This window comes from Tropicimonas sp. IMCC34011 (assembly GCF_003390865.1).
Lineage (GTDB): Bacteria > Pseudomonadota > Alphaproteobacteria > Rhodobacterales > Rhodobacteraceae > Tropicimonas_B.
The window spans coordinates 112606-130083 of sequence record NZ_QMEJ01000004.1 but is presented as its reverse complement, the minus strand read 5'-3'; the positions used below and the strand labels follow the sequence as shown (position 1 = coordinate 130083).

15 protein-coding genes are annotated in these 17478 nt (G+C 68.0%); 1 reads left to right on the top strand and 14 read right to left on the bottom strand.

Annotated elements, in window-relative coordinates; genetic code table 11:
- Positions 1-4: 4 nt before the first annotated feature.
- The 7 genes from DQG15_RS12640 to DQG15_RS12610 form a co-directional block, all read right to left on the bottom strand.
- Positions 5-877, bottom strand: coding sequence for a polyprenyl synthetase family protein (locus DQG15_RS12640; RefSeq protein ID WP_116085780.1), 873 nt, complete (start codon positions 875-877; stop codon positions 5-7).
- Positions 874-1116: an exodeoxyribonuclease VII small subunit gene (locus tag DQG15_RS12635; protein ID WP_116085778.1), complete on the bottom strand. Its 243-nt coding sequence runs from the start codon at positions 1114-1116 to the stop codon at positions 874-876. Before DQG15_RS12635 ends, DQG15_RS12640 begins: the two co-directional genes overlap by 4 nt.
- Positions 1113-2051 carry a histone deacetylase family protein gene (locus tag DQG15_RS12630; protein WP_116085776.1) on the bottom strand — a complete coding sequence of 313 codons (939 nt, stop codon included), beginning with the start codon at positions 2049-2051 and terminating at the stop codon, positions 1113-1115. The genes DQG15_RS12635 and DQG15_RS12630 overlap by 4 nt, the downstream gene beginning before the upstream one ends.
- Positions 2052-2199: 148 nt before the next feature.
- Entirely contained in the window at positions 2200-2349 is a 150-nt protein-coding gene (locus DQG15_RS18200) for a hypothetical protein (protein ID WP_157968986.1), read from the bottom strand.
- Between the two features lie 419 nt (positions 2350-2768).
- Positions 2769-6362 (bottom strand): error-prone DNA polymerase, encoded by a 3594-nt coding sequence (locus DQG15_RS12620; protein WP_116085773.1) that lies wholly within the window; start codon positions 6360-6362, stop codon positions 2769-2771.
- A gap of 229 nt (positions 6363-6591) precedes the next feature.
- A complete protein-coding gene (locus DQG15_RS12615; protein WP_116085772.1) occupies positions 6592-7083 on the bottom strand; it encodes a hypothetical protein in 492 nt (163 codons plus the stop codon).
- Positions 7083-7559: an RNA pyrophosphohydrolase gene (locus DQG15_RS12610; RefSeq protein ID WP_116086322.1), complete on the bottom strand. Its 477-nt coding sequence runs from the start codon at positions 7557-7559 to the stop codon at positions 7083-7085. Before DQG15_RS12610 ends, DQG15_RS12615 begins: the two co-directional genes overlap by 1 nt.
- Before the next feature lie 278 nt (positions 7560-7837).
- On the opposite strand from DQG15_RS12610, the gene DQG15_RS12605 reads away from it, so the two are divergent.
- The gene (locus tag DQG15_RS12605) at positions 7838-8302 is read left to right on the top strand and encodes a globin domain-containing protein (protein ID WP_116085770.1); all 465 of its coding nucleotides are present in this window, start codon (positions 7838-7840) and stop codon (positions 8300-8302) included.
- Between the two features lie 102 nt (positions 8303-8404).
- On the opposite strand, the gene DQG15_RS12600 is transcribed toward DQG15_RS12605, so the two are convergent.
- From DQG15_RS12600 to DQG15_RS12570, 7 genes are all read right to left on the bottom strand, one after another.
- A complete protein-coding gene (locus DQG15_RS12600; RefSeq protein WP_116085768.1) occupies positions 8405-9829 on the bottom strand; it encodes a S41 family peptidase in 1425 nt (474 codons plus the stop codon).
- Between the two features lie 8 nt (positions 9830-9837).
- Positions 9838-10926, bottom strand: a complete 1089-nt coding sequence (locus tag DQG15_RS12595) for a murein hydrolase activator EnvC (protein ID WP_116086320.1) — start codon at positions 10924-10926, stop codon at positions 9838-9840.
- 41 nt (positions 10927-10967) lie between these two features.
- Entirely contained in the window at positions 10968-12482 is a 1515-nt protein-coding gene (gpmI, locus tag DQG15_RS12590) for a 2,3-bisphosphoglycerate-independent phosphoglycerate mutase (protein ID WP_116085766.1), read from the bottom strand.
- A gap of 110 nt (positions 12483-12592) precedes the next feature.
- A complete protein-coding gene (locus tag DQG15_RS12585) occupies positions 12593-13258 on the bottom strand; it encodes a glutathione S-transferase family protein (RefSeq protein WP_116085765.1) in 666 nt (221 codons plus the stop codon).
- 123 nt (positions 13259-13381) lie between these two features.
- Positions 13382-14152: a monofunctional biosynthetic peptidoglycan transglycosylase gene (mtgA, locus tag DQG15_RS12580; RefSeq protein WP_116085763.1), complete on the bottom strand. Its 771-nt coding sequence runs from the start codon at positions 14150-14152 to the stop codon at positions 13382-13384.
- A gap of 65 nt (positions 14153-14217) precedes the next feature.
- On the bottom strand, positions 14218-14997 hold the full coding sequence (locus tag DQG15_RS12575) for a transglutaminase family protein (protein WP_116085762.1): 780 nt from the start codon (positions 14995-14997) through the stop codon (positions 14218-14220).
- Positions 14998-15023: 26 nt separating this feature from the next.
- Positions 15024-17300 (bottom strand): transglycosylase domain-containing protein, encoded by a 2277-nt coding sequence (locus tag DQG15_RS12570; protein ID WP_116085760.1) that lies wholly within the window; start codon positions 17298-17300, stop codon positions 15024-15026.
- Between the last annotated feature and the right edge of the window lie 178 nt (positions 17301-17478).

The window sequence follows — 17478 nt, the reverse complement described above, 5'->3', positions numbered from 1 at the left end:
CCTCCTATCGGTTCCGCGCGATAACGAAGCGGGCAAGGGCGCGCAACGGGTCCGCATCCGGACCGTATGGCGCCAGCGCATCCTGCGCGTCCGACACCAACGCGTTCGCCCGTGCCTTCGCTCCCTCGATGCCGAGAAGTTCGACGAAGGTCGCCTTGCCCGCTTCGGCATCCTTGCGCAGTCGCTTGCCGGCCGCCTGCGCGTCCCCGGTGGCATCGAGCAGGTCGTCCGCGATCTGGAACGCGCGTCCCAGCGCGGTGCCGTAGGCGCTGAGGGGCGCTGGGTCCGCTCCCGCCATCCGCGCGCCGGCCTCCGCCGCCCAGACGATGAGCGCGCCGGTCTTGGCCGATTGCAGCTCTTCCACTTGGCGCAGGCCGAGCGGCGCGTCCGCGGTCTCGGCCGCGATGTCGAGAGCCTGCCCGAGGACCATGCCCCGCCCGCCAGAGGCCCGTGCGAGGGACAGCGCCAGGTCGCTGCGCGCCTCGCCTGTGGGCGCTCCGCGCGGATCGCAGACGAGCTCGAAGGCCAGCGATTGGAGCGCGTCCCCCGCCAGGATTGCCGTCGCCTCGTCCCATGCGACATGAACCGTCGGTTGGCCACGCCGGAGGTCGTCATCGTCCATTGCCGGAAGATCGTCGTGGACGAGGGAATAGGCGTGAAGCGCCTCGATCCCGGCCGCCGGCCAGATCGCCTGCGGCTCGGGCATTCCGTGCAGCCGTCCCCCTTCGAGGACCAGCGCTCCCCGCAATGCCTTGCCCCCGCCGAGCGCGTGGCGCATCGCGTGGGTCACGGGTGCATCCGGCCAATCCGACAGGTGCCCGTCGATATGGAGCGCGACCGATGCGGCGGCGCGGCTGAGTAGGTCCGTCGCGCTCATTCGGTCTCGAACGGAGCCGTTCCGACGGCGTTGCCACCGGCATCCTGAGTGATCGCGGCAACCTTTTCCTCGGCGGCCTTGAGCTGCTGCTCGCAGCGTTTCTTCAGCGATGCGCCGCGCTCGTAGAGCGCGATGCTTTCCTCGAGCGGGACATTGCCGGTTTCGAGACGGGAAACCACTTGCTCCAACTCGCGCATAGCGGCCTCGAAGCTCATTTCCGATACGGGCGTTTCGGTCATCGGGCGCCTCGCTCCATCAGGACGGTCACATGCGCAGCGACGCTCGCCGCCAGCGCCTCGAGGTCATAGCCGCCCTCGAGGCTCGACACAACGCGCCCCCCGGCCGTCTCGTCTGCAAGGTCGCACAGAGCCCCCGTGACCCAGGCGAAATCCTCCTCCGTGAAATCGAGGCCCGCGAGGGGGTCGCTGCGATGGGCATCGAAGCCCGCCGAGATCAGGATCAGCTCCGGGGCGAACGCTCGGAGGGCCGGCAGCGCACGCTCTTCCATCACCTTGCGAAACAAGGCTCCATCAGCGCCGGAGGGGAGCGGAAGGTTGAGGATCTGCCCGTGCGCGCCCGTCTCGTCCGGCGCGCCGGTGCCGGGATAGAGCGGCATCTGGTGGGTCGACACGAAGAGGCAGCGCTCTTCGTCCCACATGAGGTCCTGCGTTCCATTTCCATGGTGAACGTCGAAATCGACGATGGCGACGCGGGAAAGGCCGTGAACGTCGAGCGCCCGTTTTGCCGCCGCCGCGACCGAGCCGAAGAGACAGAACCCCATGGGTTTTTCCCGCTCGGCGTGGTGACCGGGAGGGCGCGTGGCGCAGAAGGCGGTCCGGGCCTCGCCCGCCAGAACCGCATCGACGGCGGCGCATGCCGCTCCGGCCGCGCGCAAGGCTGCCTGAAGCGATCCGGGAGACATCCAGGTATCCGCGTCGAGTGAGACGAACCCGTCCTGCGGCGCGGAGGCCTCGACGAAGGCGATATGCGCCTCGGGGTGGACGCGAAGCAAATCGTCGCGGCGCGCCTCCGGCGCCTCCCTGCGGTCGAGCTCCGCAAACGACGGATGCGCCAGTGCCGCCACTACGGCATCGATACGGGCGACCTGCTCGGGATGGCCATCCGGGGTGACGTGGGATTGCGAGGCGGGGTGCGTGTACAGAAGCGTCGTCATGGTGCCGACCCTACCCGCACTTGCGACTTGCGCCACCCCCTGACCGCGTCATCTCCGGTCCAGCGCCCGGAACGGCACGGAGGCGTCCAGAGCGGCCGCCACGGAGATCTTGTGTCGCGCGATTGGGCAAACCCAAGTCAGCCGACGGCTATTGCTTGTTGATATGCCCGGGGTGCTTGTCCTTGTTCTCGATGTCTTCGGGGCCGCGAATGGGCTTGTCGCCGCGCTCGTCGGTGGCGGTGTTCTCCTCGGGCGTCTGGGGGCGGTCGAGGTTCTTGGGGGATTTTTTGTCTGTCATGATCTGTGAATGCCGTACCCTCGAAGGTGTTCCGCTGCCCGCGCCGGTGGCGGCGGAAAGACGCTGTGGCGCCTCAGCCGGGATGGGGCATTGTCGTTCCGTATGCGTTTATCCTTCAGTCTACCGCGGATCTTCGGCTGCCGCTCGCCCTTCGTACTGCGAAAATCCTGCCAAAGGGTTTCGGCTTTCCGTGATTTTTCCGGGCGGGGGCAGATCGCGGTGGCCGCCAACCAGATCTTAATCCGAATCGCGCAGAAGCAGGGGGCGGATGGACATGCGCTCCGCCGCCAAAGGCGCGGCATCCTGCCCGAACGTTCCCGGCCTGATCGGGTTCAGGACTCAATGTCCGAGTGTCGGCAGGATGCGCGGCTTCGCAGCGAAAGAGATCTGGAGGGCCTTGTTGTGCAGATGCGGTAGGTTCAGGCGCGGGTCGAGTTGCATTGAAGGCCGCCGGTGGCGGGATCGGCGGCCCATTCGTCGCTTCGCACCCGGAAACTGCTTCGGGCGCGCGCATCCGGCGAGACGAATGCAGACGTTCCCGGGCGCAGTTGGCTGATGAGCCCGGGTCGGATGCAAGATGCGATGGTTGGCTGAGCGTCGGTTTGCGCTCCTTGCAAGGCATGGGGATGGGGGCGCGAACTGCAGGGCGGCGAAACGCTCCGGGGCAGATGTGGGTGTGGCGTCGTGGTGGGTGTCTGGAATGCTGCGGGCAGCGCATGTCCTCCCTCTCTCGTGTGCGTGTCTTTCCGGGCCGTCTCCGTCGTGACGTTTCCCATCGATGGCGCCTGCGACGCAGATGTTTCGCGGGCACCCTGGGCCTGATGTTTCGGAAGCGATGAGGCGGGCGGGGTCGGAGCTGCGCCTGCTGTCCCTGCGGCGTCTCCCGCCGCGCCGATGCGATCCGGCGCGGTGCCGGCCGGCATGGTTGCGGACGTCGATGCGGCCTTGGTCTTTGCTCGCTCTACGGGGGCGGTCAGGGCTACGCGATGGTCGCCGAGGCCGATGTCTTCCGACGGACCGGAGGCCGGGATCAGAGCCTCCTTCGACGAGTGCTCGGGTGTTAGAATCCTGCGGAGCATGGCGAGAGGATGGGTGCGGAGGCTGAGGCGAAGGGAGACATAATCCTCGACCACCTCCTCGCCCGGGGTCATGCGGGGCAGGCGGGGCGCGTCCTCCAGGATGTTCTCGCCGTCCATGTCGCCGGCGAAGAGCGGCAGGGGGGATGGGCCGGCCAGGGCCTTCGCGGCCCAGAGGGCCTCCCGGCGGGACAGGCCGACTGCGGCGAACGCGTCCGCCTCGGCCAGCTTCTCGAGCATCGCGGGGGCAATGCCGGCACGACGCCAGACCTCCTCGACGCCGAGATACCCGTTGCCCCGCGCGGCGGAAATCCACTTGGCCTCTTCTTCCTTCAGGCCGCGGATCTGGCGGAAGCCGAGCCTGAGGGAGAGATCGCCGCGGGCATCGCGCTCCATCACGCTGTCCCAGTAGGAGGCGTTGATGCAGACGGGCAGGATGGTGACGCCATGCTCCCGCGCGTCCCTGACAATCTGCGCGGGCGCGTAGAACCCCATTGGCTGGGAGTTCAGCAGCGCGCAGGCGAACATCCCCGGATGGTGCTTCTTGAGCCAGGCGGAGGCGTAGACGAGCAATGCGAAGGACGCGGCGTGACTTTCGGGGAAGCCGTAGGAGCCGAAGCCCTCGATCTGGGAGAAACAGCGCTCGGCAAAGTCCGGATCATACCCGTTGGCCCGCATCCCCCGCAGGAAACGACCGCGGAACTCGCTGATATTGCCGAGCTTCTTGAAGGTGGCGAGGGCGCGGCGCAGCCGGTCGGCCTCGTCGGGAGTGAAGCCCGCGCCGATGATCGCGATCTGCATCGCCTGCTCCTGGAAGAGCGGTACGCCGAGCGTCTTGCCCAGCACCTTGCCCAGCTCGTCCGAAGGGAAGGTCACCTCCTCCTCCTTGTTGCGGCGGCGCAGGTAGGGGTGGACCATGTCGCCCTGGATCGGCCCCGGGCGGATGATCGCGACCTCGATCACAAGGTCGTAGAAACAGCGAGGGCGCATCCGTGGCAGGAAGTTCATCTGCGCGCGGCTTTCCACTTGGAAGACGCCGAGGGAATCGGCCCGGCAGAGCATCTCGTAGGTCGCCGGATCCTCCTTCGGCATGGTGGCCAGGCTATGGTCGATCCCCTTGTGCTGGCGCAGCAGATCGAAGGCGCGACGGATCACGCTGAGCATGCCGAGGGCGAGGACGTCCACCTTGAGGATGCCGAGCGTGTCGATATCGTCCTTGTCCCAGGGGATGATCGTGCGGTCCTCCATCGAGGCGTTCTCCACCGGGCAGAGTTCGTCCAGCCGCCCCTCCGTGATGACGAAGCCGCCCACATGCTGGGACAGGTGGCGCGGGAACCCCTGGATTTCGCGGACAAGCGCCATGGTCTGGGCGAGGCGCCGCTCCCTGGGGTCGAGCCCGAGCTCGCGCAGGCGCGCCTCTTCCATCCCGGCGCCCGAACCGAACCCCCAGATCTGGCTGGACAGGGCCGCCACCATGTCCTGCGACAGACCCATGGCGCGGCCGACCTCCCGCACCGCCCGCTTGCCGCGGTAATGGATCACCGTGGCGCAGAGGCCGGCGCGTTCCCGTCCGTACCGGCGGTAGATGTACTGGATGACCTCCTCGCGGCGGTCGTGTTCGAAGTCGACGTCGATATCGGGCGGCTCGTCCCGCGCCTCCGAAACGAACCGTTCGAACACCATGGTGCCGACCTCGGGGGAGACGGACGTGACGCCGAGGCAATAGCAGACCACCGAGTTCGCCGCCGAGCCGCGGCCCTGACACAGGATGCCGCGGGAGCGCGCGAAGGTGACGATGTCGGCAACGGTGAGAAAATAGGGCTCGTAGCCGAGCCTGGCGATCAGGGTCAGCTCGTGCGTCATCAGGCGGAGCACGCGCTCCGGCGCGCCCTCCGGATACCGCCAGGCCAGGCCCTCATGGGCGAGGCGGGCGAGGCGGTCCCTGGCGCTTTCGCCGTCCGCGATCTCGGTCGGGTACTGATAGCTCAGTTCGGAGAGGCAGAAGGTGCAGCGCCGGGCAACCTCGCCGGCATTGGCGAGGGCGGCGGCATGGGGGCCGTCGAAGAGGCGCCGCATCTCCGCCTCGGAGCGCACCCGGCGCTCTGCATTGGGCAGGCCGGCGCGGCCGAGCCGGTCGATGACGCGGCCGAGGCGGATGGCACAGAGGATGTCCGCCAGAGGCCTTCGGCGGCCGTGATGCATGAGAGGTTCGGCGGAGGCGACGGTGTCGATCCCGAGGGCGGCGGCACGCCCGGCGAGGGTGTCGAAGCGGTCGCGGTCCTGCCCGTCATAGCGTGGCGCAAGAACGATGTGACAGGCGGTGCCGAAGCGGGCGACGAGGCGGCCGGCATGGCTGTCCCAGAGCGCACGGGTGGGGCTGGCCGGGTTCTGCGCGCTGCGGGGCAGGCCGCCCGGAGGGGAGAACTCGGCGAAGATCAAAAGCTCCATCCCCTCCCCCCATTCGAGCAGATCGTCGAGGCTCAGCAGGCAGTCGCCCTTGGTGGCGCGGCGGCGGCCGAGGGAGATCAGGCGGGAGAGGCGCGCCCAGGCCGGACGGTCCCGCGGCAGCGCGGTGACGCTGAAGCCATCCTCGAAAACGAGCCGGGCGGCGGGGATGAGACGCGGGACATTACGGATCGCCAGCGAGGGCGCGCGGTGGGCGCCCGGCGGTGCAGGGGGGCCGATCGGTCCGTCCCGTGCCTCCATCTCCTCCCGCTCCTGCACGAGACGGCGGATCTCCCTCGCGGCGGCATAGGCGCGGACGACCCCGGAGACGGAGTTGATGTCCGCGACGGCAATGGCCGGCAGGCCTTTCATCGCGGCGCGGTCCACCATCTCCTCCGGGTGGGAGGCGCCGGTCAGGAAGGTGAAGTTCGACAGCGCCGAAAGCTCGGCGAACGGGGCGCTGCCCGGGTGGATGATCTGACGGTCCGGCATGGCAATCTCGAAGGCTGAGGGCGAGTCGGATCGTCAGGATATTCACGATTTGTTCTTTTTGGGAGTCCGCGAATGGGGTGTCCTTGAGTGAGGAGACGCAATGGCTTGATCGTGAAGGAAAGAACGATGCGCCCGCCCGGAGACGGCGGGGGCCGGCGAAGGGGGGCGATCCGGGGCGCCGGCACCGTCCTTCCCCGAGCGCCGCTCGCCGGCGTGCGGTGGGCCTTCTCTATTCCGTAGCGCAGTCGCCCTCGTCGCGGTGGCAGGCCACCACCCGCTCCAGCTGCTCCTTGCTCGGCTGGCCGTAGGCGTCTCCACCGCAGGCATTGATGTCGACACGCCAGCCGTCGCCGATCTGCTCCAGCGCCATCATCATGGGCTCGGGGCCGGGCGCGGTGGGGCACCAGGGGCCGAGGCAGGTAAGGCGGACGGTGACGGGCGTGCTCACGGGAACGGTGAAGCCGTCCTTCGTGATCGCATGCCCCTCGAAGGGGATGCCGGAAAAATCCCGGGTTTCGGGGGCGCCCACGTCGTAACTTTCCATCTGCGGAAAGCTCACGGCGGAGAGGTCCAGCTGCCCATAGGCGATGCGGAAGGCCTCCTCGGCGTCCCGCGCCTGGGTGTAGATCCGGACCGGATCGGGGCGCAGGCAGGACAGGGCAGCCGCCTGACCGGCGGAGAGGGTCGCAGCGGCGACGAGGAGGGCGGCGATGGGGCGCATCAGAGGTACTCCGAAAAGCTGTCGATCACTTGGCGATAGACAGCGCGTTTGAAGGGGACGATCCGGTCCGGAAGCTCGGAGGGCGGGATCCAGTCCCACCGGGAGAATTCCGGGTGATCGGTATCGATGCGGATATCGGCATCCGAGCCGAGGAACCGCGCGAGGATCCATTTCTGTTCCTGCCCGCGCCAGCGCCCGCCCCAGACCTTTCCCACGAGAATGTCGGGCAGGTCGTAGCGTAGCCAGTCCGGCGTCTCGGCGACCACGTCGGCGAGGTGGGGCTTTACGCCGGCCTCCTCTTCCAGCTCCCGCAAGGCGGCGTCGCGCGGGGTTTCTCCCGGATCTATCCCGCCCTGCGGCATCTGCCAGGCGCCGGGCGTGTCGATCCGCTCCCCGGCGAAGGCGAGCCCCTTTGCGTTCAAAAGCAGGATGCCGGCGCAAGGCCGGTACGGCAGGTCGGTCGAGGAAAGTGTCATCATGGAACCGTTAGACTAGTCGCGGGATCGCTATTCAATAGCGGGCCATCGCTATCGCCGGAACACGTGCCAAGGCGTGCTTCCGCTCGACGTGCCGGGCAGCGAACGGTCCGGCGTGGAAAGAGAAGCCGATCGGACGTCGCGCTCGGTCTGCGCGGTTTCGAGACGCCGATCGCTCATTTCCTCATTAATCGCCACTTGCCTGCAAGATTGTAGGGGCGGTCGTGGAATTCGCCTAGAAGTGGCGCCCGCGAGCGCTACCATGAAACGCTGCATCCATGGGACAGCACCCTCACCTCACGCCCTCCGATGTCGATCGAGTGACGCGAACGTGGCGCCGCATGGCAGCGCTGGGACCGGTTGCCGCCAGGACCTTCTACCGAACCCTCTTCGATCTGCGCCCGCAGTACCGGCAATTGTTCGAAGAGGACATGGAGGGGCAATACGTCAAGTTCATGTCCACCATGGGCTTCCTGGTCGACCATCTTCACGACCCGGCTCTGTTCGAGATCGAGGCGCGCGCACTCGGCAACCGTCACAAGGATTATGGGGTCGTTCCCATCGACTACGCCTCCGGGGGCCTTGCCCTGATGCGCACCTTCGACAAGCATCTCGTCCCGCCCCTGACAAAGCGCGAACGGGTCGCCTGGGTTCATCTCTACGATGATGTGGCGCTCCTGATGATCGACGACGGTGTCCCCAGCGAGGCCGAGCCGGTCCGGGAGAACGAGCAGCCCGAGTGACGAAGGTGCTCCGCCGCCCGTCCCCTCCCTTTGTCATCTTCAGATGAAAAAAAGGACCGGCCCATTTCGGACCGGTCCTCCATTCTTTTTGGGCGGGAGGCTTTACTGCGCCTCTGCGCCGGCGTCCTCGTCGCTCTCGGCTGACTCATCGTCGCCGGCCAGCTCCTCGGCGGCAACGCGGCGCGCCTCGGGACCGAGGGCGGAGAGGCCCTTGAGGATGTCGATCGCGTAGGCGAGCTGATAGTCCTCTTCCCGAAGTTCCGCGGATTTCTCGGCGGCGGCCTGATCTTCCTCGATCTGGCGGATCTCGTCCTCGGTCAGGCTGTCGTTGTCGAGCGCGCCACGGAGGGAGCTTTCGGACCGGTTGTTGATGACGGCGCTTGCGCCCTCGTCGGCCTCGTCCTCATCGGCAGGGACTGCGGCCGGCTGCTGCACGACGATGTCCGGGGAAATCCCCAGCGCCTGAATGGAGCGGCCCGACGGCGTGTAGTACCGCGCGGTGGTCAGTCGCATCGCACCGTCCTGCGACAGCGGCATCACGGTTTGCACGGAGCCCTTGCCGAAGCTCTTGGTCCCCACGACGATGGCCCTGCGATGATCCTGGAGCGCGCCTGCGACGATCTCGGAGGCGGAGGCCGAGCCGCCGTTGATCAGCACGACGATAGGCTTGCCGTTCGCAAGATCGCCCGGCTCGGCATTGTAGCGATCGCCTTCGCTTGCCATGCGTCCGCGCGTCGAGACGATCTCGCCCTTGTCGAGGAAGGCGTCCGACACGGCGATCGCCTGCGTCAGGAGGCCACCGGGGTTGTTCCGCAGGTCAAGCACGATGCCGTTGACGGAATCCGGCCCGCCATGCGTCTCGATCGCTTCGGCCAGCGTGCTCTCGAGGTTGGGATAGGTCTGATCGTTGAAGGTCGTCACGCGCAGCACGACAGTATCGCCCTCGACGCGGGTGCGCACGGCCGTCAGCGTGATCGTGTCGCGCACGATGGTCACGTCGAACGGCTCGTCGCGGCCCTCGCGCACCACTGTGATGACGATCTCGGAGCCGACAGGCCCGCGCATCAGGTCCACGGCCTCGTCCAGGGTGAGGCCGAGAACGCTCTCACCATCGACGTGGGTGATGAAGTCGCCCGCCTCGATGCCCGCTTCATCGGCCGGGGTGTCGTCGATCGGGGAGACGACCTTCACGAAGCCGTCCTCCTGCGTCACCTCGATGCCGAGGCCGCCGAATTCGCCGCGGGTCTGCACCCTCATGTCCTGCGCATCCTCGGGGGAGAGGTAGCTGGAATGGGGGTCGAGCGAGGTCAGCATGCCGTTGATGGCCGCCTCGATCAGCTCCTCCTCATCGACCTCTTCCACGTATTGCGCGCGGATCCGTTCGAAGATGTCGCCGAACAGGTCGAGCTGCTCGTAGATATTGACGTTCCGTTCGGCTTCCTGTGCCAGGAGTGGCCCGGCCACCTGCGTGGTAAGGAGCGCGCCCGCAAGGGTGCCGCCCACGGCGGCCATCGCGAATTTCCTCATCCTGTTCCTCATCCTTTTTCGGTGGCGGCGAACCAGGTGGCGGGATCCGCCGGGGCGTCGCCCTCTCTGACTTCCAAGTAAAGCGTTTCGCTGCGCGTCGCACCAGCGCTTGTGCCGGGGCCGGTCAGGATCGCCTCGTCGTCCGGGCCGCTGCCCCCACCCATCACGCCGACTGGCGCTCCGGCGGGCAGGACCTGGCCCGGCGCACCATAGACCACGTCCAGCCCGGCGAGCACCATCAGATTTTCGCGCGCAGGCTCAAGGACAATCACATTCCCGTACCCGGCAAGAGGCCCGGCATAGCGCACCGTCGCGCCGAGGGGCGTCGTCACAAGGGCCGCGGGGCGCGTGGCGATGGACCATCCGGGCCGCGCGATGCCGTCCGCTCCGATCTCGTCGTAGCGGCGGATGATCTGTCCGTTGACGGGGAGGGGCAGGGCGCCGGGCCGCGGGCCGGTCTCGCCCTCGGGCAGGTCCGGCAGGGGTTCGATCAGGGCGGCGAACTCGGCCAGTGAGCCGGCATCGGCGGCGAGGCGCGCCATCTGGTCGGCATTGCTTGCGGTGCGCAGCGGAAGGTCCGTGCGCTCGGCCACGGCCTGGGACAGGGCGAGCCGCGCGGCCTGCGCTTCGGACATGCCGCGGGCCAGGTCTTCGGTGGCGCCGTCCTGCAGGGCGCGCAGCAGCCTCAGCTCGGCGAGGTCCGCCCTCAGTGCATCAGCCTGCGCGCGGAGGCCGGGGGCGACATCGGCGAGCATCATGCCCGAGCGCGCCGCGCCCAGGGGGCCGTCCGGGTGCATCATCAGGACGGGTGGGGGAGAGTTGCCGATGGAGGACAGCGCGCCGAGCAGACGGGACAGCTCTTCCTCGCGGCCAGCAAGATTTGCCTCGATGACGCGCTCCCGCGCCGCCGCATCCCGGATCCCGTCGCGAAGCGCGGCGAGACCTTCCTCGTAGGCGCGCACGGTGCCGGTAAGGGCAGCCACCCTCTCCCGCCGCCCGGTGGCCGCTTCCAGCCCAGCCGAAGCCTCCTCGAGAAGGGCGGAGGCCGCACGCGCAGCGGCGGCAGGCCCCTCCTGTGCCGTGGCGGGGACGGCCATGAGGAGGGCGAGGGCGATATGGGCGAGGCCGCGCAAGGAGGTCAGGAGAGGAGGGAGACGCCGGTCATCTCCGGCGGGGTCTCGACGCCCATCAGCTCCAGCAGTGTCGGGGCGAGATCGGCGAGACGCCCGCTCTTAAGATCGGCCCCCTCCGGCGCGCCCACGACGATGACCGGAACGGGGTTCAGCGTGTGGGCGGTATGGGGGCTGCCATCCTCGGCCAGCATCGTATCGCAATTGCCATGGTCGGCGGTGACGATCATCGCGCCGCCGGCCTTGTCCAGCGCCTCGAGAGCGAGGCTGAGACCCCGGTCCACCTCCTGGCAGGCGACGATCGCGGCGTCGATATCGCCGGTATGACCCACCATGTCGGGGTTGGCGTAGTTCACAACGATCAGGTCGTAGCCCGATCCAATCGCCTCGACGAGCTTCGCAGTAACTTCGGGGGCGGACATCTCCGGCTGCAGGTCATACGTCGCGACGTCCGGCGACTTCGGCATGTAGCGGTCCTCGCCCGTCTCCGGCTCCTCCTTGCCGCCATTGAGGAAGAAGGTGACGTGAGGATACTTTTCCGTTTCGGCGAGTCGGAACTGGCGAAGCCCCTTTGCGGCGACCCATGCGCCGAGGGTGTTCACGATCTTCCGCTTTGGAAAGACGGTCTCGAACCATGCCATGTGCCGGTCCGAATACTCGACCATGCCGAGCAGGGCGGCGAAGTCCGGACGGCCCTCCACGCTGAACTCGGCGAAGTCCGGATCGCCGATTGCCGCGAGGATCTCCCGCGCCCGGTCGGCTCTGAAGTTGAGGCAGAAGATGCCGTCCCCGTCCGCCGCGCCGGCATAGTCCCCGATGACCACGGGCAGGATGAACTCGTCCGTCTTGCCCGCCTCCCAGGACGCCTGCACCGCGGCCTCGGCCGTCGGCGCGCCGACGCCGTCCGCCGAGACGATGGCGTCATAGGCCTTCTGTACGCGATCCCAGCGGGTATCCCGGTCCATCGCATAGTACCGGCCCGTCACCGTTGCGATGTACGCACGCTCCGGCAGGCGGTTCTCGAGCTCGGCGATGAAGCCGTCAGCGGATTTGGGCGCCACGTCCCGCCCGTCCGTGATCGCATGGACCGCGACCGGCACGCCGGCCTCCGCGATCGTCCGCGCGGCCGCGACCATGTGGTCGATATGACCGTGAACGCCGCCGTCAGAGGCGACGCCCATCAGGTGCGCGGTGCCGCCCGTGTCCTTCAGCGTGTCGATGAAGCCCAGAAGCGCGTCATTCTCGAAGAAGCTGCCGTCCTCGATGGCAAGATCGATCTGTCCGAGATCCATGGCGACGACGCGGCCTGCACCGATATTGGTGTGGCCGACTTCCGAATTGCCCATCTGTCCGGTCGGAAGACCCACATCGGGGCCGTAGGTCGTCAGGGTGGCATTGGGGCAGGTCGCCATCAGCCGGTCGAAATTGGGTGTCTCGGCGAGGGCGGGGGCGTTGCCTTCACGTCGGCCGCCGATGCCCCAGCCGTCGAGAATGCACAGGACGACGGGTTTGGGATGGCTCATGGGTTCGGCCCTTTCGCGCGCTGGTCTGCCGGTGCCTCTGTTCTAGGCCCCGCGCGCCCGAGAGAAAAGCCGACGTCCATGCTCCCGCTCGGGGCGGAGCGCGGCGCCTCTTAGAAATCGAGGTCGGCGTAATGCGGGGGCGGGCGGAAGGACGAGACCTGATCGGCAAGGATGCCGCGGAACGCGGGGCGCGACTTGATCTTCGCGTACCAGTCCTTGACGTTCTCCGAGCGGTTCCAGTCCACGTCCGAGATGTAGTCGAGCGAGGAGAAGTGCGCGGCCGCGGTGAAGTCCGCCAGCGACATCTGGTCCCCGCCGAGCCAGCGGCGCTGGTCGAGAAGCCAGTGCATGTAGTCGAGGTGGTACTTGATCGCCTTCGAGCCGGCCTTGATCCGGGAGCTGTCAGGATAGCCCTGCCCGGTGATCTTCTTGTTCACCCGTTCGTAGACGAGGTTCGCCGTGACCTCGTTGTGGAACTTGTCGTCGAACCACGCGCAGAGGCGGCGGACCTCGTAGCGGTCCTCGGGCGTGCGGGGCATCAGGACCGGCGTCGGCTCGATCTCTTCGAGATATTCGCAGATCGCCTGGCTCTCGGGCATGAAGCGCCCGCCAATCCGCAGGATCGGTACCTTGGCGGCCGGGTTGCGGCGCAGGAAATCGGGGTCCTGCTCCCAGTAGCGCTCCTCCACCAGTTCGACCTCGATCCGCTTCTCGGCAAGGACCAGGCGGACCTTGCGGCAGAAGGGAGAGAGGGGGACGTGGTAAAGACGGTTCATGGAGCGGACCTGAAACGAGTGCGGTTCAATGGTGATGCCGTCTGAGGCGACAGAGTGCAATCCCGAGACGCGTCAACAGTCGCGGGGGCCGGGGTCTTCGTTTTCGTTCGCCCCGCCGCCGGCTCAGCGCTCGAAGCAGGCCGCACGGCCGTCGCGCGCGATGGTGGCCGCGCCGTCCTCGATCGCAGCTCCCCTTCGGCGCATCCAGTCCGGCGGCGCGGAGGGGTTGCGCGCCTTGGGCGCCGGCAGGGCCGCGGCGAGAAGCCCCGCTTGCCGGGCGGTGAGCTTCGCCGCCGTCGTGCCGAAATAGAAGTTCGCCGCCGCCTCGATGCCGAATATGCCTTCGCCGAACTCGGCCACGTTGAGATAGAGCTCCAGGATCCGGCGCTTGGGCCAGACGATCTCCGCGACCGGCGTGATCCCCGCTTCGAGCGCCTTGCGCGCCCAGGAGCGGTGCTGCCAGAGGAAGACGTTCTTCACCGTCTGCTGGGACAGCGTGGAGGCGCCGCGGACCGCGCCCTCGTTCAGCGCGCGACGAATCGCGCTCATGTCGAAGCCCCAGTGGAGACAGAAGTTGGCATCCTCCGCCGCGACGGCGGAGCGCAGCATCACCGGTGCGATCTCGTCCACCGGCACCCATTCGCGCGTGATCCCGTCGAGTCTGCGGCCTTCTGACACCATCGTCCATGTCGTCGGCGGGGCGACGAAGCGGAAGACGAGAATTGCGAGGAAAAGGAGGATCACGAAGGCGCCGAAAAGCCGGAGCGCCTGCCGGATCGCCCAGCGGCGCGCGCGCTTGCCCGGCGGGGTCGCCGGCCTGCCCTTGCCGCGACCGCTTCCGCTGCGCGGCGACGACTTTCGCCCCGCACCACCTGATCGTGTTGAACGTGCCATACGGCCTGACTATCGCGGGCGCAGCGGTGCGGGAAGCCGGATCGCGCGGAGAGGGCGCGGGAGTGTCACCCGCGGGAAACGGACACTGACTGGTATTTCAGCGAGATGGGCGCGAAGGACGTCAGGAAGGCGATATCCGTCGCGTCCCGACCGACGCCGATGACGGCCAGCTCCGCGGGATCGGACATGCCCGTCGGGTCCACCATGCGCCATGCGCCGCCCAGGTAGACCTCGGCTACGGCGTGGAAGTCAGGCGGTGTCACCGCTGCGGAATAAACGGCAACCATCCGCGCCGGGATCGTCGCCGCCCGCGCCAGCGACACGAGGACATGCGCGTAGTCGCGGCAGATCCCGCGGCGGGAGAGGAAGGTGTCCACCGCGTCTGTATCGGCATTGCTCGCGCCCGGAACGTAGGAGAAAGACGCTTCGACCCAGTCGCGCATCGCGGCGATCTTCGCGCCGCCCGAAAGTGCGCCGAAGCGATCCTCGACGAGGGCCTCGAACCGTGCGGACGGGCAGAAACGGGAGGGCAGCAGATAGGGGACCGCCTCGCCGGGGAGCGCATGGAGCGGCGTCTCGGCAAGGCCGTCCAGCGGCGCCGCATCCCGCGTGACCTCGATCCGGGCGCGATAGGTGCAGCGGAACGCATCCTCGCAGCGAAGCCAGAGACGCTCCCCGATCCCGTCCTCGGCCGGCACGCGCCACATCTCGTCCGTCCCCGGCGCGGAGAGGTCGGACGACACGATGCGCTGGCCTTCCGTCTCGGCGGCCTCGATCTGAAGCAGGAGCGCGGTCGGCTCCACGGCATCGTAGTCGAGGCGAACCTCCACGTTCAGCGTCGTCATGGACGGCTCCGCTTTGCCGGGGCGGGTCAGTTCCCACCCCCGAGGATGGTTCCGAGCACGTCCATCAGAATGCGCTCGCCGATATTGTCGGGCTGCCGCTGCTGTCGCCGCTGTTGTTGCTGTTGCTGTTGCTGTTGCTGCTGCTGCTGCTGCCGCTGCTGGTTTCCGGCGGTTTGCGTCTGACCCTGGTACGCGGGGGCCTGCTGCTGCGGCTGCTGCTGTTGCTGCGGAGCGGGCGCGGCGACCTGCTGCTGCGGCACGTCCATCGGCAGCGGACTGATCTCCATGCCCTCATGGATGCGCATCATCGCCTCGTGCCAGATCTCCGCCGGAAGGCCACCGCCGGTGACGCCGGAGAGGGGCGTGTTGTCGTCGTAGCCCATCCAGACGCCGGCCACGTAGTCGGCGGTGAAGCCGACGAACCAGGCATCCCGCGCAGCGGAGGTGGTGCCGGTCTTGCCGGCGGCGGGGCGGTCGCCGAGCTTCGCGCGCCCGCCGGTGCCGCTATCGATCACGCGGCTCATCATCCAGACGAGCTCCCGGGCGGCGTGCTCGGAGATCACCCGCTCGCCATACCCGCCGTCCTGTCCCATCAGGGCCTCGCCCTCTCCCTCGATCCGGAGTTCGAGAAGGCCGTAGGGCGACACGGAGCGGCCGCCGTTGAGGATGCCGGCATACGCGCCGGTCATCTCGAGAAGGGACGTCTCTGAGGCGCCGAGCGCGAGGGCCGGGCCGTTCGCAAGGTCGCTGACGATGCCGAACTGTTCGGCCACGGTGCGCACGGCGTCGCGTCCGACCGCTTCGGACACCTTCACGGCCGGCACGTTCAGGCTGTCCTTCAGGGCGTCCGCAAGGGTCACGCGGCCCTTGAAGTCCCGCGTGTAGTTCTTCGGGCAATACTGACCGGAGCCGGGGACGTTGATGCACCAGGGCTCGTCCACCACCGTCGCGAGCGGGGAGTGACCCATGTCGAGCGCGGCGGCGTAGATGAACGGCTTGAAGGAGGAGCCGGACTGACGCTTGGCCATCGTTGCGCGGTTGAACGCGCCGGAGACCTTGCTGCGACGTCCGCCGACCATGGCGCGGACCGCGCCGTCGGCGCTCATCACAACGATTGCGGCCTCGGCCTCCGACCCCTCGCGGACCTTCTGCTCGAAGATGTCCGCCAGCGCCCCTTCGGCCGCGCGCTGGATCTCCTGGTCCAGCGTGGTGCCGATGACGACGTCCTCGGTGGTGTTGCGTGTCAGGAAGTCCGGCCCGGAGGACATCACCCAGTCGGCAAAGTAGCCGCCGGCGCGCGCCTCGGCGGCGGCAGAGAGCTCCGCCGGGTGCGCCCAGGCCTCATCGCGCTCGGCCGCGGTGATGTAATCCTGCTCGTACATCAGGCGGATCACGGTCTCGGCCCGCGACTGCGCCCGCTCGAGGCTTGAGGTCGGCGCATAGCGCGAGGGGGCGACGAGGAGACCCGCCAGCATGGCCGACTGTGCGGGATCGAGCTGGCTCACGTGAGCGCCGAAATAGCGTTCGGCCGCGGCGGCGAACCCGCGCGCGCCGCCGCCGAGATAGGCGCGGTTGAGGTAGATCGTGAGGATCTCCTCCTTGGTGTACCGCGCCTCCATCGCCATGGCGTAGATCGCTTCCTTGATCTTCCGTCCGACGGTCGTGCGGCGGCAATCCTCCTCGTACTCCGCTTCGGACATGCCCGAATCGGGGTCGTAGGGATCGCCGAGGCAGAGAAGCTTGGCCGTCTGCTGGGTCAGCGTCGAGCCGCCGTGGCCGGACAGCGGCCCGCGGCCCTCCCGCAGGTTGATGCGCATGGCGGAGGCGACGCCGCGGGGGCTGACGCCGAAATGCCTGTAGAAGCGCCGGTCTTCGGTGGCGATGACGGCGTTCACCACGTTGGGGTTCACGTCGCTCGTCGAGGTGATGGTGTCGAACTGCTCCCCGCGCCAGGCGAAGACGTCCCCGTTGCGATCGAGGAGCGTGACGGAGCCGCGTGCGCGGCCATCGACCAGCGCCTCCACGGGCGGAAGCGTCGTGTAATAATAGCCGACGGCGCCGGCGATCAGCAGGCAGACGATCAGCGCGGTGCGGAAGACGAGACCGAAGATCACCCGCATCAGCAGGCGGATGAACGCGGCGATCCAGCCGAGGGGGCCGCCCCGCCGGCGGCGCGCAGGCGCACGGCGGCTCCGCCTTGACGTGCGGGCGGGCTTGGACTTCGCGGGCTTGGGCTGGCGCTTCGACTTGGTGGGTCCCGCGCGACGTTCGCCTCTCAGGGTGGGCCGCTTGCCTGAACTCATGGCGCTCGCCCCTTTCGGTTTCTTGTTCTGCTCGATTGGGACCGTGCTTACCGAACCCGGCGCCAGTTGGGGAGATGGGAAGTGGTCACGTTTTGATTTTCATTCCCTGCCCAAAAAGTGGTCACCACCGTGTGAGCGCCTAAAGTTTAGGCATGTGCGCGTTATGCAGCAGGCGTGG

Coding starts and splice junctions, on each gene's coding strand:
- DQG15_RS12640 (WP_116085780.1), bottom strand. CDS start 877: ATGAGCGCGACGGACCTACTCAGCCGCGCCGCCGCATCGGTCGCGCTC.
- DQG15_RS12635 (WP_116085778.1), bottom strand. CDS start 1,116: ATGACCGAAACGCCCGTATCGGAAATGAGCTTCGAGGCCGCTATGCGC.
- DQG15_RS12630 (WP_116085776.1), bottom strand. CDS start 2,051: ATGACGACGCTTCTGTACACGCACCCCGCCTCGCAATCCCACGTCACC.
- DQG15_RS18200 (WP_157968986.1), bottom strand. CDS start 2,349: ATGACAGACAAAAAATCCCCCAAGAACCTCGACCGCCCCCAGACGCCC.
- DQG15_RS12620 (WP_116085773.1), bottom strand. CDS start 6,362: ATGCCGGACCGTCAGATCATCCACCCGGGCAGCGCCCCGTTCGCCGAG.
- DQG15_RS12615 (WP_116085772.1), bottom strand. CDS start 7,083: ATGCGCCCCATCGCCGCCCTCCTCGTCGCCGCTGCGACCCTCTCCGCC.
- DQG15_RS12610 (WP_116086322.1), bottom strand. CDS start 7,559: ATGACACTTTCCTCGACCGACCTGCCGTACCGGCCTTGCGCCGGCATC.
- DQG15_RS12605 (WP_116085770.1), top strand. CDS start 7,838: ATGGGACAGCACCCTCACCTCACGCCCTCCGATGTCGATCGAGTGACG.
- DQG15_RS12600 (WP_116085768.1), bottom strand. CDS start 9,829: ATGAGGAAATTCGCGATGGCCGCCGTGGGCGGCACCCTTGCGGGCGCG.
- DQG15_RS12595 (WP_116086320.1), bottom strand. CDS start 10,926: ATGGCCGTCCCCGCCACGGCACAGGAGGGGCCTGCCGCCGCTGCGCGT.
- gpmI (WP_116085766.1), bottom strand. CDS start 12,482: ATGAGCCATCCCAAACCCGTCGTCCTGTGCATTCTCGACGGCTGGGGC.
- DQG15_RS12585 (WP_116085765.1), bottom strand. CDS start 13,258: ATGAACCGTCTTTACCACGTCCCCCTCTCTCCCTTCTGCCGCAAGGTC.
- mtgA (WP_116085763.1), bottom strand. CDS start 14,152: ATGGCACGTTCAACACGATCAGGTGGTGCGGGGCGAAAGTCGTCGCCG.
- DQG15_RS12575 (WP_116085762.1), bottom strand. CDS start 14,997: ATGACGACGCTGAACGTGGAGGTTCGCCTCGACTACGATGCCGTGGAG.
- DQG15_RS12570 (WP_116085760.1), bottom strand. CDS start 17,300: ATGAGTTCAGGCAAGCGGCCCACCCTGAGAGGCGAACGTCGCGCGGGA.